This is a genomic window from Bacillus sp. FSL L8-0654, assembly GCF_038629965.1.
In the GTDB taxonomy this organism is placed as follows: domain Bacteria; phylum Bacillota; class Bacilli; order Bacillales; family Bacillaceae; genus Bacillus; species Bacillus safensis.
In genome coordinates this window covers 1,908,630-1,921,912 of record NZ_CP152026.1, presented here as the reverse complement: position 1 = coordinate 1,921,912, position 13,283 = coordinate 1,908,630, and the positions used below count along the sequence as shown (strand labels likewise).

Sequence of the window (13,283 nt, the reverse complement as noted above, 5' to 3'; positions counted from 1 at the left end):
AATAGTGCAAGAGAAGCAGAACCATTAAATGCTAAACTCAAAACTAGTACATAAGTCTTATTGAACAAAATCATGAAAGGCGGAGATTCCTCTATGAAGAAAAAAGTAGTAACCGGCCTCACAGTTTCAGCGATCGCTGGCTCAGCTGTGTTTGCTGCACCGGCAGAAGCACAGACGATCAAGGTGAAAAGCGGTGACTCACTTTGGAAGATTGCCGAACAGTACAATACAAGTATTTCGGAGCTTCAATCTCTTAATCAATTAAAAACGACAATGATTTTTGCAGGACAAAGCTTGAAAATTCCTGGCGAAAAAAGCAAGAAATCCAGTTCATCAACAGGGTCAAAAGCAACGAAATCAAGTGCTTCAAAGACTTCCAGCTATACTGTAAAGCTTGGCGATTCTTTATGGCTGATTGCAAAAAATCATAAAATGTCAGTTGCGAGCTTAAAAAGCCTAAACAGCTTAAACAGCGACCTGATTCGTCCTGGTCAAAAGCTAAAGGTATCTGGCAGCACGAAGACGAGCGGAAACCAGTCATCAAATTCAAACTCATCTTCAAATTCCAGCTCAAGCAATAAGACAACGAATTCAAATAGTTCATCATCAAGTACATACAAGGTTAAATTAGGGGATTCACTTTGGAAAATTGCGAATTCGCTAAATATGTCGATTGGTGAAATCAAAACATTGAACGGATTAAAATCTGATATGATTTATCCGAATCAAGTATTGAAAGTAAAAGGGACGGCTGCATCAAAACCAAGTCAGCCGAAACCTACTAAACCAAGCAATTCAAACAGTAACCAGTCTTCTAGCGGGAAAACAACATCTTATACTGTAAAATCAGGTGATTCGTTATGGAAAATTGCGAATCAATTCAAAGTACAGGTTCAATCAATCCGCACAGTCAACAACTTAAAAAGTGATGTGCTTAGAATTGGACAAGTATTAAAAATCAATGGTGCAGCTTCCGGTTCAACTGGATCGAATGGCTCTACGTCTAACGGTTCAACAAAGCCAGTCGACAATAACAAAAATGATGTACCAATGAATGCAAAGATCACGACAATGATTCAAGAGGGGAAAAAGCTGACTGGCGTTCCTTACAGATGGGGCGGTAATACACCAGCAGGATTTGACTGCAGCGGCTTTGTTTACTATCTCATTAACAAAGTTTCATCTGTATCCAGATTAAGCACAGCTGGCTACTGGAATATGATGACGCCTGTAAGCACACCACAAGTTGGAGATTTTGTTTATTTTACAACGTACAAAGCAGGCCCTTCTCATATGGGACTATACCTTGGCGGAGGAGATTTCCTTCATGCAAGTGACAATGGAGTAGGAATTTCGAACTTAAGCAACCCATATTGGAAAAAAGCCTACTTAGGTGCAAAACGTTTCTTCTAAAAAAAGCCGATTTTCGGCTTTTTTTGTTTGCCTGCTGCTGTGATTGTCCATACTGATAACAAAAGGGGGCAGTCATAAATGAAAAAGTCAGTGTGGATGATCATGATATGTTTGATCTTTACCGCATCAGCATGTCATGCACCGCCGAAAAAAGAAACGACCGAAGAAACAAGCGAAGTTTCAGCACCTAAACAAGCACCAGTCACGACGCCACTCATAAACGAAAGCGGGCAAAAAATAGGAAGCATTGAAATAAGAGAGTCCTCAGAAAATGGGCTGGATCTGCATGTGAAAGCGAAAGGGCTGCCACCAGGTCCTCACGGTTTTCATATTCATGAAACAGGAATATGTGAAACGCCAGATTTTGAAACGGCAGGAGCTCACTTTAATCCAACCCATAGAGAGCATGGTTTTGACAATCCAAAGGGGCACCATGCTGGAGATATGCCTAATTTAGAGGTGGGAGCAGATGGACAAATTGATGTTGTCGTGAATGTACCAGATGTGATGTTAAAGGGAGGCCCGAATCAATTAATCGATCAAAATGGGCGAAGCTTTATCATTCATGCAGAAGCAGATGATTACTTAAGTAACCCTTCTGGTAACTCAGGAAAACGTATCGCTTGCGGAGCGATAACAAAAGAAATGGCAAAATAACAGAAGTCTAACCTTTATGTATTGAGTGCATAAAGGTTTTTTTAGTATACTTGGTGAGGAAAATGATCGAAGAGAGGAATTAATCATACATGTTTAACGAACAATCACTCCCAGAAGAAATTCAAGCAATGATTAAAGCAAAAGCAAAAGTGCTGGAAGAAGAATTTCGTCCACTTATTGGAACAGGCGGCTATGAATCACAGGATACTTCTATCATTCAAGATGCCATGATTGCATTAGCACTAGGAAAAAACGTTCTTTTAAAGGGACCGACCGGCTCAGGTAAAACAAAACTAGCAGAAACATTATCCGCTTTCTTTCAGCAGCCGATGCACAGTGTGAACTGCTCGGTTGATCTTGATGCTGAAAGCTTGATTGGCTATAAAACCATCCACAATGATGGTCAGGTGGCTTCGATTGAATTCATTGAAGGACCTGTGACAAAAGCAATGAAAAAAGGCCATCTTTTATATATTGATGAAATCAACATGGCGAAGCCAGAAACACTGCCTATTTTAAATGGTGTACTCGACTACAGAAAAATGATGACAAACCCATTTACAGGTGAGGTTGTTAAAGCAGAAGAAGGCTTTGGGGTCATTGCGGCAATCAATGAAGGATATGTCGGCACAGTGCCTCTAAATGAAGCGTTAAAAAACCGTTTTGTGGTCATTGACGTTCCATATATCGGCGGCGGTATCCTGAAAGATGTACTGCAATCTCAATCTGTTTTAAAGGATGAGCGGTTAATTGATCAATTCGTTCAGCTCTCATCAGACCTTATTACACAAGCTCATAACGGACAGGTGAGTGAAGAAGCAGCATCCATCCGCGCGCTTCTAGATACTTGTGATCTTGCGCAATACATCCCGCCGCTTCGTGCCGTTGAACGAGGCATTGTTGAAAAGCTGGAAGATGACCGGGAAAAAGCAGCGGTAAGAAATATCGCCCAAACATTATTCGAGTGAGGTTCTAACTTTTGAAATTCATCAAATTTAATGACAGCAGAATCGATTCATTTTTATTTATGGAATTAACGGATTTAGCCAAAACGTTAGCAAAAAGTGATGATGTCGAGCTTGAATACGGTGTGCAGTCCTACTATGAACCGTTTGAAAAGAAAATTTTCATCAGTCATTTTTGGGATGATCGTAAACAAGAAGATATGCTAGCAGGGCTGAAAAGTGATGTGTTCCTTCGTGCAGTAGGCACGGTTTATAGTGATCTTACGGTATTTCAGGAGATCATTCGCTTTGCTCATACATTATCCATTCCTGATGTATGTAAACAATTGTTTATGCTGTTTGAAGATATCCGGATTGAAGAGCGGATTAAGCATGACCGCCCAGGAACAAAAAAGGTATTTAAACGAAGAAGAGAGCTGTACCGGCGTCACTTTAAGACACAATTAACGATTAACCAAGAACGAAGTATTTTAACAGATGCACTCTTTTGTGCGATTTATCTGAAGCTGACAGCTGATTCTCCGCTCGAAGAGATTCCGCCTCTTCATGAGCAGATCAACCCGATGATTCCGTTTATTGAGTCAAGTCTTGAACGTGTATATGATGCGGGTTCAACTGCAGACATCGCAGCTATTGTCAAAGAATTGATGGAAGGGTTCGATGAACTGCTTGAAAAGGATATGCTGAATACGTACTTTTTCTTCCCTGAATTGGACTATGAACAAGCGGCAAAAGAACCGCTGTTCCATGACTTAAAAAGAAAACCTACATTAAGTGAGGACATCAAAGTCGACCGAGAAAAAGAAGGCGATGAAGACATTCACCAAGAGTATATGGAAGTGTGGCATCGAGAAACCGAAGCGCCATCCAAAAGCTTCCTTCAATTTGATTTAGAGCACGGCGGTAAAAGTGATCTTGGTAAGGATGCGGCAAGAGAAGGTGATGACGGAGATCAGGCACTCGGTACTGTCCAAGGCTCTGCAAAGCAAACACACCGAAAAGATTATTCAAAGCTTGAAGCGCTGGAAGAGGCTGAAGGTGAAGAAAGCGGAGCAGATGGTCATGAGAATGGAAAAGAAAACAAATATGCGTTTCCAGTCATGATTTCACCAGATCCTCCTAAGCCAGAACAAATCGATGCCTACAAGCAGCATGCGAAGGAAATTGAGCCTTATCAGAAACGCTTAAAACAAATGATCCAAAAAACACTTGAACATAAAAAATCATGGCCTAAAACAGACCTTCATGCAGGACGTCTCAGTAAAAAGCTGATTCGCTACTTTACAGAGTCTAACCCGCGTCTTTTCTATAAAAAACAGGCACCGTCTTCTCAGATTGATGCTGTTTTCACCTTATTAGTAGACTGTTCAGCGAGCATGTTTGACAAAATGAATGAGACGAAAAAAGGCATTGTTCTCTTTCATGAAGCGTTAAAATCCGTGCAAGTCCCACATCAAATTGTTGGGTTTTGGGAAGATACAAACGACGCAACAGAAACAAGTCAGCCAAACTACTTCAACACAGTTGTGTCGTTCAAAGATTCTCTATTTGACGCAGGGCCTTCTATTATGTCTCTTGAGCCAGAAGAGGATAACCGGGATGGCTATGCGATCCGCCAAATGACAAAGATGATTTTAAAGCGAAGAGAAGAGCAAAAGTTTCTGATTGTCTTTTCAGACGGAGAGCCAGCTGCGTTCAGCTACGAACAAAATGGGATTGTCGATACACATGAAGCAGTTCTTGAAGCGAGGAAAAAGGGCATTGAGGTGATCAATGTGTTTTTATCCAATTCGCCGATAGAAGAAGCACAGATGAAAACCATTCAAGATATGTATGGCAAGTTCAGCATTTTTGTACCAGATGTCGATACATTGCCAGATGTTTTATATCCATTACTGAAGAAACTGCTGCATAAAAGCATTGGGGCATAAGGTTTTGCCCCTTTCTTCAAATTATTTTTCGGAATGATTTAAATTTTTTGTTTTTCTGTGAATTTTTTATCTTTAATTGAACAAAGAATGTAGAAAGTAATCCAAAACAGTGGTAGAATATTATTGGAAGCGTTTTATTACATAAATTTGGTCATTGTGTTCTGGAAGTTATATCGAGATAGTGTTCAATCACTTGATGATCAAAGTTGGGGGTAGTGTTCAAAATGTTTCAAAATGATGTGAAACAACCGTTGAGTTGGGAAGAATTTCATGGTCCGAACCTCGGCTATGTGCTCGAGCTCTACGATCAGTATGTCCAGGATCCTACTAGTGTTGATGAAGATCTAAGAGGCATATTTGATGAACTTGGTGCACCACCGAGTGAAATGAAGGAGGAAATTGGGAAAAAAGAAAATAGCGTAGTTACTTCTGAACAAATCCAAAAGATAGCATCAGTCGTTAAACTGGCAGAAGACATCAGAACGTATGGCCATTTAAATGCTTCCGTCAATCCTCTTCGCAAAGAAAAGGAATTACAAGAGCTGTTTCCTTTAAAGGAGTACGGTTTAACAGAAGAAGATGTCAAGAATATTCCGATATCTATTATTAGTCCGGATGCACCAAAACACATTTCAAACGGCATAGAAGCCATTAACCATTTGAGAAATACGTATAAACGTACCATTTCATTTGAGTTTGATCACGTGCATGACTTCGAAGAGCGAAACTGGCTCTCAAAATCGATCGAGTCTGGTGAACTATTTAAGAAAAAACCAGCAGATAAATTAGTTTCTGTATTCAAGAGATTAACAGAAGTTGAGCAGTTCGAGCAATTTCTTCATAAAACATTTGTTGGGCAAAAGCGCTTCTCTATAGAAGGTTTAGACGCACTTGTCCCAGTACTTGATGAAATTATTTCAGAGTCTGTTACACAAGGGACTTCAAATATTAACATTGGAATGGCACACAGAGGCCGTTTAAATGTATTAGCACATGTGTTAGGAAAGCCATATGAGATCATTTTCTCAGAATTCCAGCATGCGCCAAATAAAGAGCTCGTTCCATCAGAAGGCTCTATTGGCATCAGCTACGGATGGACAGGGGATGTTAAGTACCATCTTGGGGCTGACCGTCAAATCAAAGACGAAGATACAAAGAGTGCGAGAGTTACGCTTGCTAATAACCCAAGTCACTTGGAGTTCATTGATCCAATCATTGAAGGAAGCACGCGTGCCGCTCAGGAATCACGTACTCAAAAAGGCTATCCAGTTCAAGACGTTGAAAAAGCGTTAGCCATCTTAATTCATGGGGATGCAGCATTCCCTGGAGAAGGAATTGTGGCAGAAACATTAAATTTAAGCCAACTTGTAGGCTATCAAGTAGGCGGAACCATCCATATTATTGCAAACAATATGATCGGGTTTACAACAGAAAGCAATGAATCCCGCTCGACGAAATATGCGAGTGACCTTGCAAAAGGATTTGAGATCCCTATTGTTCACGTCAATGCAGATGATCCAGAAGCGTGTTTAGCGGCTGTTCAGCTAGCAGTAGAATACCGCAAACGCTTCAAGAAGGATTTCCTTATTGACTTGATCGGTTACCGCAGATACGGTCATAACGAAATGGATGAGCCTTCTACAACTCAGCCAATGCTGTACGATGCGGTCAGAAAGCACAAAACGGTCAAGAATATCTTTGCAGATAAACTTGTCTCAGAAGGTCTTTTGACAAAAGAGCAGCGTGAAGAAATCGAGCAGGCTGTGACGGCAAAAATAGAAGAAGCTTATAAAAAGGTGCCTTCAAAGAAAGAGCATACGATTCAAGAAATCGAACTGCCAGAGCCTGTATCAAACGGCTTCCCAGCAGTGGATACATCAGTAGAATTTGATGTATTGCGAAAGCTGAATGAAGAATTGATCAGCTGGCCGAATGATTTCCAAGTATTTGGTAAGCTGAAGCGGATCCTTGAAAAACGTGCAAAAGTGTTTACAGATGACCGTAAAGTAGAATGGTCACTTGGAGAAGCACTCGCATTTGCATCTATATTAAAAGACGGTACGCCAATTCGAATGACCGGACAGGATTCAGAGCGTGGTACTTTTGCTCAAAGAAACCTTGTTCTTCACGACAGTCAAACGGGAGATGAATTTATTGCTCTTCATGAACTAAGTGATGCGAATGCATCGTTTACAGTTCATAACAGTCCACTGTCAGAAGGCTCAGTCATCGGATTTGAATATGGTTATAATGTCTATTCTCCTGAAACGTTAGTGATTTGGGAAGCTCAATTCGGAGACTTCGCAAATGCAGCTCAAGTGTATTTCGATCAATTTATCTCAGCTGGCCGTGCAAAATGGGGACAAAAATCAGGTTTAGTCATGCTGCTGCCGCATGGATATGAAGGACAAGGTCCTGAGCATTCAAGTGGAAGAACAGAGCGCTTCCTGCAATCAGCTGCTGAGAATAACTGGACAGTTGCGAACCTGACAAGTGCAGCGCAATATTTCCATATTCTTAGAAGACAGGCGAAAATGCTGCTTCGTGAAGAGATTCGTCCGCTTGTCATTATGACACCGAAGAGTCTGCTTCGTAACCCGAACACATTGTCTGAAGTCCAAGAATTAACAGATGGACAGTTCCGTCCAGTTCTTGAACAGCCAGGTCTTGTACATGATCACGAAAAAGTATCGCGTCTCGTGCTATCTAGCGGGAAGGTATCCATTGATATTAGTGATCGTTTTACTCAAATGGAAGAGCCGAAGGATTGGCTTCACGTTGCAAGAGTGGAACAGCTATATCCGTTCCCAGCCAAAGATATTAAAGGAATTTTAACAAAGCTGACAAACTTAGAAGAAATCGTATGGGTGCAAGAAGAACCGCAAAATATGGGAGCTTGGGGATACATTGAGCCATATTTACGTGAAATTGCGCCTGAAAAAGTAAAAGTACGTTACATCGGCCGAAGAAGACGTTCAAGTACGGCTGAGGGTGATCCAACTGTGCATAAAAAAGAACAAGAACGAATTGTATCTGATAGCTTGACTCGCAAAAACTAAGGGGGAAATGAAAAATGGCGGAAATTAAAGTACCTGAATTAGCGGAATCAATCTCGGAAGGAACGATTGCTCAATGGCTAAAGCAGCCGGGCGATTATGTGGAGCAGGGGGAGTACCTGCTAGAACTTGAAACAGATAAAGTCAATGTCGAACTGACTGCTGAAGAATCTGGTATATTAAAAGAAGTGCTGAAAGATTCTGGTGACACTGTACAAGTTGGAGAGGTCATCGGAACGATTGCAGCAGGTGAAGCTGGCGGAAGCGAGTCCGCAGCTCCAGCACCTGAGCAAGCTTCTGCACCAGCTTCGAAAGAAGAACCGGCAGCTGCTCAAAAAGAAGAAGCAGTGAAAGAAGAGCCGAAAGCTGGTAATGGCAGAACCATCGCTTCTCCTGCAGCTAGAAAATTAGCGAGAGAGAAGGGGTTAGACTTATCTGAGATTCCAACCGTAGATCCGCTGGGCAGGGTACGAAAGCAGGATGTCGCTTCTTATCAAAAGAATGAAGCACCTGCAAGTGCACCGAAAGCCGCGCCAAAAGCAAATGCTGCGGTGCAAACTGAACAACCAGGAAAGCCTATTGAACGTGAAAGAATGTCACGCCGCAGACAAACAATTGCAAAACGTTTAGTTGAAGTTCAACAAACGGCTGCGATGCTGACGACATTTAATGAAGTCGATATGACAGCAGTAATGGATTTAAGAAAGCGTCGTAAAGATGCCTTCCTAGAACAAAATGATGTCAAGCTTGGCTTCATGTCCTTCTTTACAAAAGCAGTTGTAGCAGCACTGAAGAAATATCCGCTGCTTAACGCAGAAATTCAAGGTGATGAGCTTGTCTTGAAGAAATTCTATGACATCGGCATCGCTGTTGCTGCAAACGAAGGACTTGTCGTACCGGTTGTCCGTGATGCAGACAGATTGTCATTTGCGGGGATTGAAAAAGAAATTGGTCATCTTGCGAAAAAAGCAAGAGATAACAAATTGTCTCTTAATGAGTTACAAGGTGGATCATTCACGATCACAAACGGCGGAACATTTGGTTCTCTGCTTTCAACTCCGATTTTAAACAGCCCGCAAGTTGGAATTTTAGGGATGCATAAAATTCAGCTTCGACCTGTGGCGATTGATGAAGAACGTTTTGAAAACCGTCCGATGATGTATTTAGCTCTTTCTTACGACCACCGCATTGTCGATGGTAAAGAAGCAGTTGGATTCCTCGTTACGATTAAAAATCTGCTTGAAGATCCTGAGCAGCTATTACTTGAAGGTTAATCTTCAATTATAAAAAGCTAGCACCCTAACAGGGGCTAGCTTTTTTTCTTTTCACTGTCATGTTGTCCTCGTTTTGACCAATACGTCGCAAGCCAGGAACCAGATAAATTATGCCACACACTAAAAATCGCACTTGGTACGGCTGCGAGCGGTGAGAAGTGTGCTGTTGCTAGCGCTGCACCGAGCCCGGAGTTTTGCATGCCTACTTCGATCGAGATCGCTCTACGAGAAGGGATATCTATTCTGCACCACTTTGCGATCAGGTAACCAAATAAGAGACCAAGTCCATTATGTAATATAACAACGGCAAATATCAGCAATCCAGATTGAAGAATCTGCTCTTTATTTGCACTGACAACTGCTGCAATGATCAACACAATTCCAGCAACAGATACAAGCGGCAATGCTTGAACTGCATAGTTTACTTGTTTTTTGAAAAATACCTTAACGATAACCCCTAAGATAATAGGAATTAGCACAACTTGGACAATCGACAAAAATAATGCCTCCGGTGATACAGGTAACCATGATCTTGCAAAAATATAGATAAAGAGAGGTGTTAAAAAGGGAGCAAGAAGGGTCGATATCGTTGTGACCGCTACGGATAATGCCATATTGCCTTTTGCAAGGAAGGTCATGACATTGGATGCTGTACCGCCCGGGCAGCAGCCCACAAGAATAACGCCTACTGCAATTTCAGACGGCAGCCGTAATCCGTAAGCTAATAAAAAGGCGATCAGCGGCATAAGTGTGTACTGCGCCAAAACCCCAATTAACACATAGAGAGGTTTACGAAAAAGCTCCTTAAAATCTTCACCAGATAACGTAAGCCCCATCCCAAACATAATGACACCTAGTAAAAAAGGGATATACGGTCCAATCTGAGAAAATACGTCAGGAAAAGCAAATCCAAGACATGCAAAGATAATGACCCAGATTGCAAAGGTTCTTCCTGCAAATTGACTAATGGTTAAAAGAATGTTCATTCATTGCTTCATCTCACTTTCCTCACATATCTTTCCTATTTTAAACGAATTTTCTGAAAAAACAACCCGTTCTTTATAAAGGTGTTAATAATAAAATTATGTAAACTAAAAATACCCCATATAAGCATTAGCCTATATGGAGCATTGTTTTAAAAAGGGGTCCATCTCACTTGCTGTGCTTGCTTAAGCCTAGCTTCTGGCTCACGCCAGTCGACTACATTCCACCAACGATCTACGTATTTCGCTTTTTCATTCAAATATTGAAGGTAGTAGGCGTGCTCCCATACATCAAGGGCTAGAAGGGGGATCACGTCCCATTGTGACAAAAATTGATGGCGTTCTGCTTGTAAAATCTCTAATCGCTGAGATCTGGGCGCCCATACGAGAATGGCCCAGCCAACACCCTCTACTTGTTTGGCCGCTGCAGAAAATTGAGATTTAAATGCATCATAGCTGTCAAACGATTGTTCAATGAGACGAAGCATTTGTCCAGTGGGCTTTCGTTTTCCTGAAGGACTCATGGAAAACCAAAAAATACAATGTAAATAGTGCCCCGCACCATTGAAGGCAAGCTCCCGTTCCCAATGTTTGATCATTTTAAAATCATTGGTTCTTCTTGCATTTTTTAATGCAAGCTCAGCTTGGTTCAACCCATCAACATACGCTTGATGATGCTTCTGGTGATGCAAATACATAATTTCTTTTGAAATAAACGGTTCTAGTGCATCATACCGGTAAGGGAGAGGAGGTAACTTGTGACTTCCAGCTGCTACCTCTCGCATGGCTTCTTGTGGGTTCATGTCCTCAGCAATACGTTCTGCCAGTTCGTACCACTCTTGTTCACTGGAATGTTCATCATCCATTGAAAACCATAAATGGTCTACTTTCTGACGGATGTTGTCATCTTGAATCGCGGGTTGAATGGAACTAAGCCACTCTTTGAGCTGCAAACGGTACTCTTCCTTATTCATTCTTACGCCTCATTTCTTCTAAAAATGTGGAACAAGCCATCATCGGAAAGACAAATGGGTAGCTATGATAAGTGATGTAAAATTGCTTTGGCAGGCCAATGCCTACTGGATAGTGCAAGGCTTCACTCGTGTGCTGATGATGGACCAAAAATGAGATGGCTTTTAAAATCGTTTTGTCATCTGGCTTCTCATATTGTAAAAGTGCCTCTGCTGCCCAAGCCGTCTGAACCACTGTGCCAAACGGAAGAGGGACATACGTTTTTATCTCTGCACTTTTACACGATTCTCCGAAGCTGCCATCTTCTCGTTGAATCTGCTTTAAAAATCGGCATGCTTTTTGGACAGCAGGATGGGTGGAGGGGATGCCGGCAGCTTTTAGACCTGTTAATGCTGCCCACGTTCCATAAATATAGCAAACACCCCACCTGCCAAACCATGAACCATTTTTCTCTTGATGATCTAGGAGCCATTTGACACAATGATCTTTTTGCCTCTGAATAGGCGGTGACATGTTTTTCTCTTCAAGACCAATGAGATGAAGCACGCGGCCTGTAATATCGGGAGTCGATGGATCAATTGCTGCATCCTCCGCAGATTCAAGCGGCAGATGTCGAAGCAGGAAGTGATCTTGATTTTTTTCAAAAGCAGAGAATCCGCCATCACGGTTTTGCATGGAAAGAAGCCAATGAAATCCTCGCTTCCACTGAACTGGTGCGTATGTTTTCGGAATGGCTTTTAATACAATTTGCGTATCATCACAATCAGGGTTATTCGTATTGATATCTGAAAAACCAAAGCCTCCCGGAGCAGCATGCCGGTTATGAATCGCCCAATCTGCTTTCTTCATTTGCTGCCGGTTCAATAAGTATGAGAAAGACTTTGTGATGACTGGGTCTTCTTGTTTTTTGCCAGCTTTTTGAGAAGCATAACTGACAAGCGCTGTATCCCAAACTGTGGATGTGGAATTTTCTGCATACATTCTGCCCTGACAGTCAGTGACTAGCTTTTTCATGCCTTTGACTGCTTTTAATATGAGATGATGTCCCGGCGAGTACCCAAGACTCATAAGTGCATAGACCATAAAAATACTTGCACTTAAATAGCTGTACAGTGTGCCATCTTTTTCGAGGCGGTCAAACATATATCGCTTTGCTGCTTCATATCCGAAAAAGTCCAGCCGGCTGTCAAGTGCTGTATACGATCGCATGTAAGTCAGAAAGTGATGAGTGGAACGTTCTTCTCTTGCCATAAACCAGTCAAATGGATTTTTAGTCATGTTTGCATCAAGGTGTGCTAGGCTTGGGAATTTCTCATGAGAGGTATATCGTTTGTTGAGTGCAATCATCATTGGCACAAAGTGAATTCTTGCATATGCACTAAGATGATAGAAGTGCAGCGGAAAGTATGTAGGGATGAGTAAAAAGGAAAGTGGTGCATAGAAGTACGGCCAAGGGTGCATGCCGTTGACGGCGAGCATCCACTTTGTCATAAAGTGAACGTTCTTTAATCCGCCTTTTGATCGAATATATTGCGCTGCTTTTTCCATATGAGGCTCATCTTGTTGAAACCTGCCTGAAACGAGCATTCCGCAATAGCCCTGCACAGTGGCTGTTACATGTCCCGTTTGATCATGATACAAAGAAAAAGACCCATCCTCATTTTGTTTTTCACGTATCGCTTCTGCTAATTGATGAACCAAAGCCTGATCCGAATCGCCGACAGCCTTTAACAGCATAATCAAAAAAGCATTTGTCATCATAGGACCTTCAAAGCAGAAAACAAAGGCACCATCTTCTCGTTGTCTTCGCTGCATTTCTATGTGCAATTCTTCAATAAATTCGTTTACTTTCAATTTAAAATCTTGCATATGCGGCCATGCTCCTTTCCTTTCATACTATATTCAGGAGCCGGCCTGTCACATGCAAACACAAAAAAAGCCGATGACAGGGTCACCGGCTCAGCGTGTAGACAAACCCTCGCATTCGGTGTCAGGTCTGCGCGCTGGTGCTCACGAATGTCAATTCGCTCCG

9 protein-coding genes are annotated in these 13,283 nt (G+C 41.9%); 6 read left to right on the top strand and 3 right to left on the bottom strand.

Translation table 11 applies throughout. The annotated features are described in order from the left end of the window. The first annotated feature begins 93 nt into the window (after positions 1 to 93). From MHH65_RS09595 to odhB, 6 genes are all read left to right on the top strand, one after another. Complete coding sequence (locus MHH65_RS09595) at positions 94 to 1,413, top strand: LysM peptidoglycan-binding domain-containing protein (RefSeq protein ID WP_335351020.1); 1,320 nt, start codon at positions 94 to 96, stop codon at positions 1,411 to 1,413. Positions 1,414 to 1,491: 78 nt separating this feature from the next. After that, on the top strand, positions 1,492 to 2,070 hold the full coding sequence (locus MHH65_RS09590; RefSeq protein ID WP_034280578.1) for a superoxide dismutase family protein: 579 nt from the start codon (positions 1,492 to 1,494) through the stop codon (positions 2,068 to 2,070). Between the two features lie 89 nt (positions 2,071 to 2,159). After that, the gene (locus MHH65_RS09585) at positions 2,160 to 3,038 is read left to right on the top strand and encodes a MoxR family ATPase (protein WP_034280579.1); all 879 of its coding nucleotides are present in this window, start codon (positions 2,160 to 2,162) and stop codon (positions 3,036 to 3,038) included. Positions 3,039 to 3,049: 11 nt separating this feature from the next. Next, positions 3,050 to 4,966, top strand: coding sequence for a VWA domain-containing protein (locus MHH65_RS09580; RefSeq protein WP_034280580.1), 1,917 nt, complete (start codon positions 3,050 to 3,052; stop codon positions 4,964 to 4,966). A gap of 224 nt (positions 4,967 to 5,190) precedes the next feature. Then, the gene (sucA, locus tag MHH65_RS09575; RefSeq protein WP_034280582.1) at positions 5,191 to 8,025 is read left to right on the top strand and encodes a 2-oxoglutarate dehydrogenase E1 component; all 2,835 of its coding nucleotides are present in this window, start codon (positions 5,191 to 5,193) and stop codon (positions 8,023 to 8,025) included. A gap of 14 nt (positions 8,026 to 8,039) precedes the next feature. Continuing rightward, the gene (gene odhB / locus MHH65_RS09570; protein ID WP_335351019.1) at positions 8,040 to 9,296 is read left to right on the top strand and encodes a 2-oxoglutarate dehydrogenase complex dihydrolipoyllysine-residue succinyltransferase; all 1,257 of its coding nucleotides are present in this window, start codon (positions 8,040 to 8,042) and stop codon (positions 9,294 to 9,296) included. Positions 9,297 to 9,331: 35 nt separating this feature from the next. Here odhB and MHH65_RS09565 read toward each other — a convergent pair whose 3' ends face one another. The 3 genes from MHH65_RS09565 to MHH65_RS09555 all read right to left on the bottom strand — a co-directional run bounded on the left by MHH65_RS09565 (position 9,332) and on the right by MHH65_RS09555 (position 13,120). Beyond that, on the bottom strand, positions 9,332 to 10,282 hold the full coding sequence (locus tag MHH65_RS09565) for a bile acid:sodium symporter family protein (RefSeq protein WP_335351018.1): 951 nt from the start codon (positions 10,280 to 10,282) through the stop codon (positions 9,332 to 9,334). Positions 10,283 to 10,431: 149 nt separating this feature from the next. Further along, entirely contained in the window at positions 10,432 to 11,253 is an 822-nt protein-coding gene (locus tag MHH65_RS09560) for a superoxide dismutase (protein ID WP_335351017.1), read from the bottom strand. Continuing rightward, positions 11,246 to 13,120: a prenyltransferase/squalene oxidase repeat-containing protein gene (locus MHH65_RS09555; protein ID WP_098677500.1), complete on the bottom strand. Its 1,875-nt coding sequence runs from the start codon at positions 13,118 to 13,120 to the stop codon at positions 11,246 to 11,248. Before MHH65_RS09555 ends, MHH65_RS09560 begins: the two co-directional genes overlap by 8 nt. Positions 13,121 to 13,283 lie beyond the last annotated feature (163 nt).

Excerpts from the sequence above, each read along its gene's own strand:
- MHH65_RS09595 (WP_335351020.1), top strand. The coding sequence starts at position 94 with ATGAAGAAAAAAGTAGTAACCGGCCTCACAGTTTCAGCGATCGCTGGC.
- MHH65_RS09590 (WP_034280578.1), top strand. The coding sequence starts at position 1,492 with ATGAAAAAGTCAGTGTGGATGATCATGATATGTTTGATCTTTACCGCA.
- MHH65_RS09585 (WP_034280579.1), top strand. The coding sequence starts at position 2,160 with ATGTTTAACGAACAATCACTCCCAGAAGAAATTCAAGCAATGATTAAA.
- sucA (WP_034280582.1), top strand. The coding sequence starts at position 5,191 with ATGTTTCAAAATGATGTGAAACAACCGTTGAGTTGGGAAGAATTTCAT.
- odhB (WP_335351019.1), top strand. The coding sequence starts at position 8,040 with ATGGCGGAAATTAAAGTACCTGAATTAGCGGAATCAATCTCGGAAGGA.
- MHH65_RS09565 (WP_335351018.1), bottom strand. The coding sequence starts at position 10,282 with ATGAACATTCTTTTAACCATTAGTCAATTTGCAGGAAGAACCTTTGCA.
- MHH65_RS09560 (WP_335351017.1), bottom strand. The coding sequence starts at position 11,253 with ATGAATAAGGAAGAGTACCGTTTGCAGCTCAAAGAGTGGCTTAGTTCC.
- MHH65_RS09555 (WP_098677500.1), bottom strand. The coding sequence starts at position 13,120 with ATGCAAGATTTTAAATTGAAAGTAAACGAATTTATTGAAGAATTGCAC.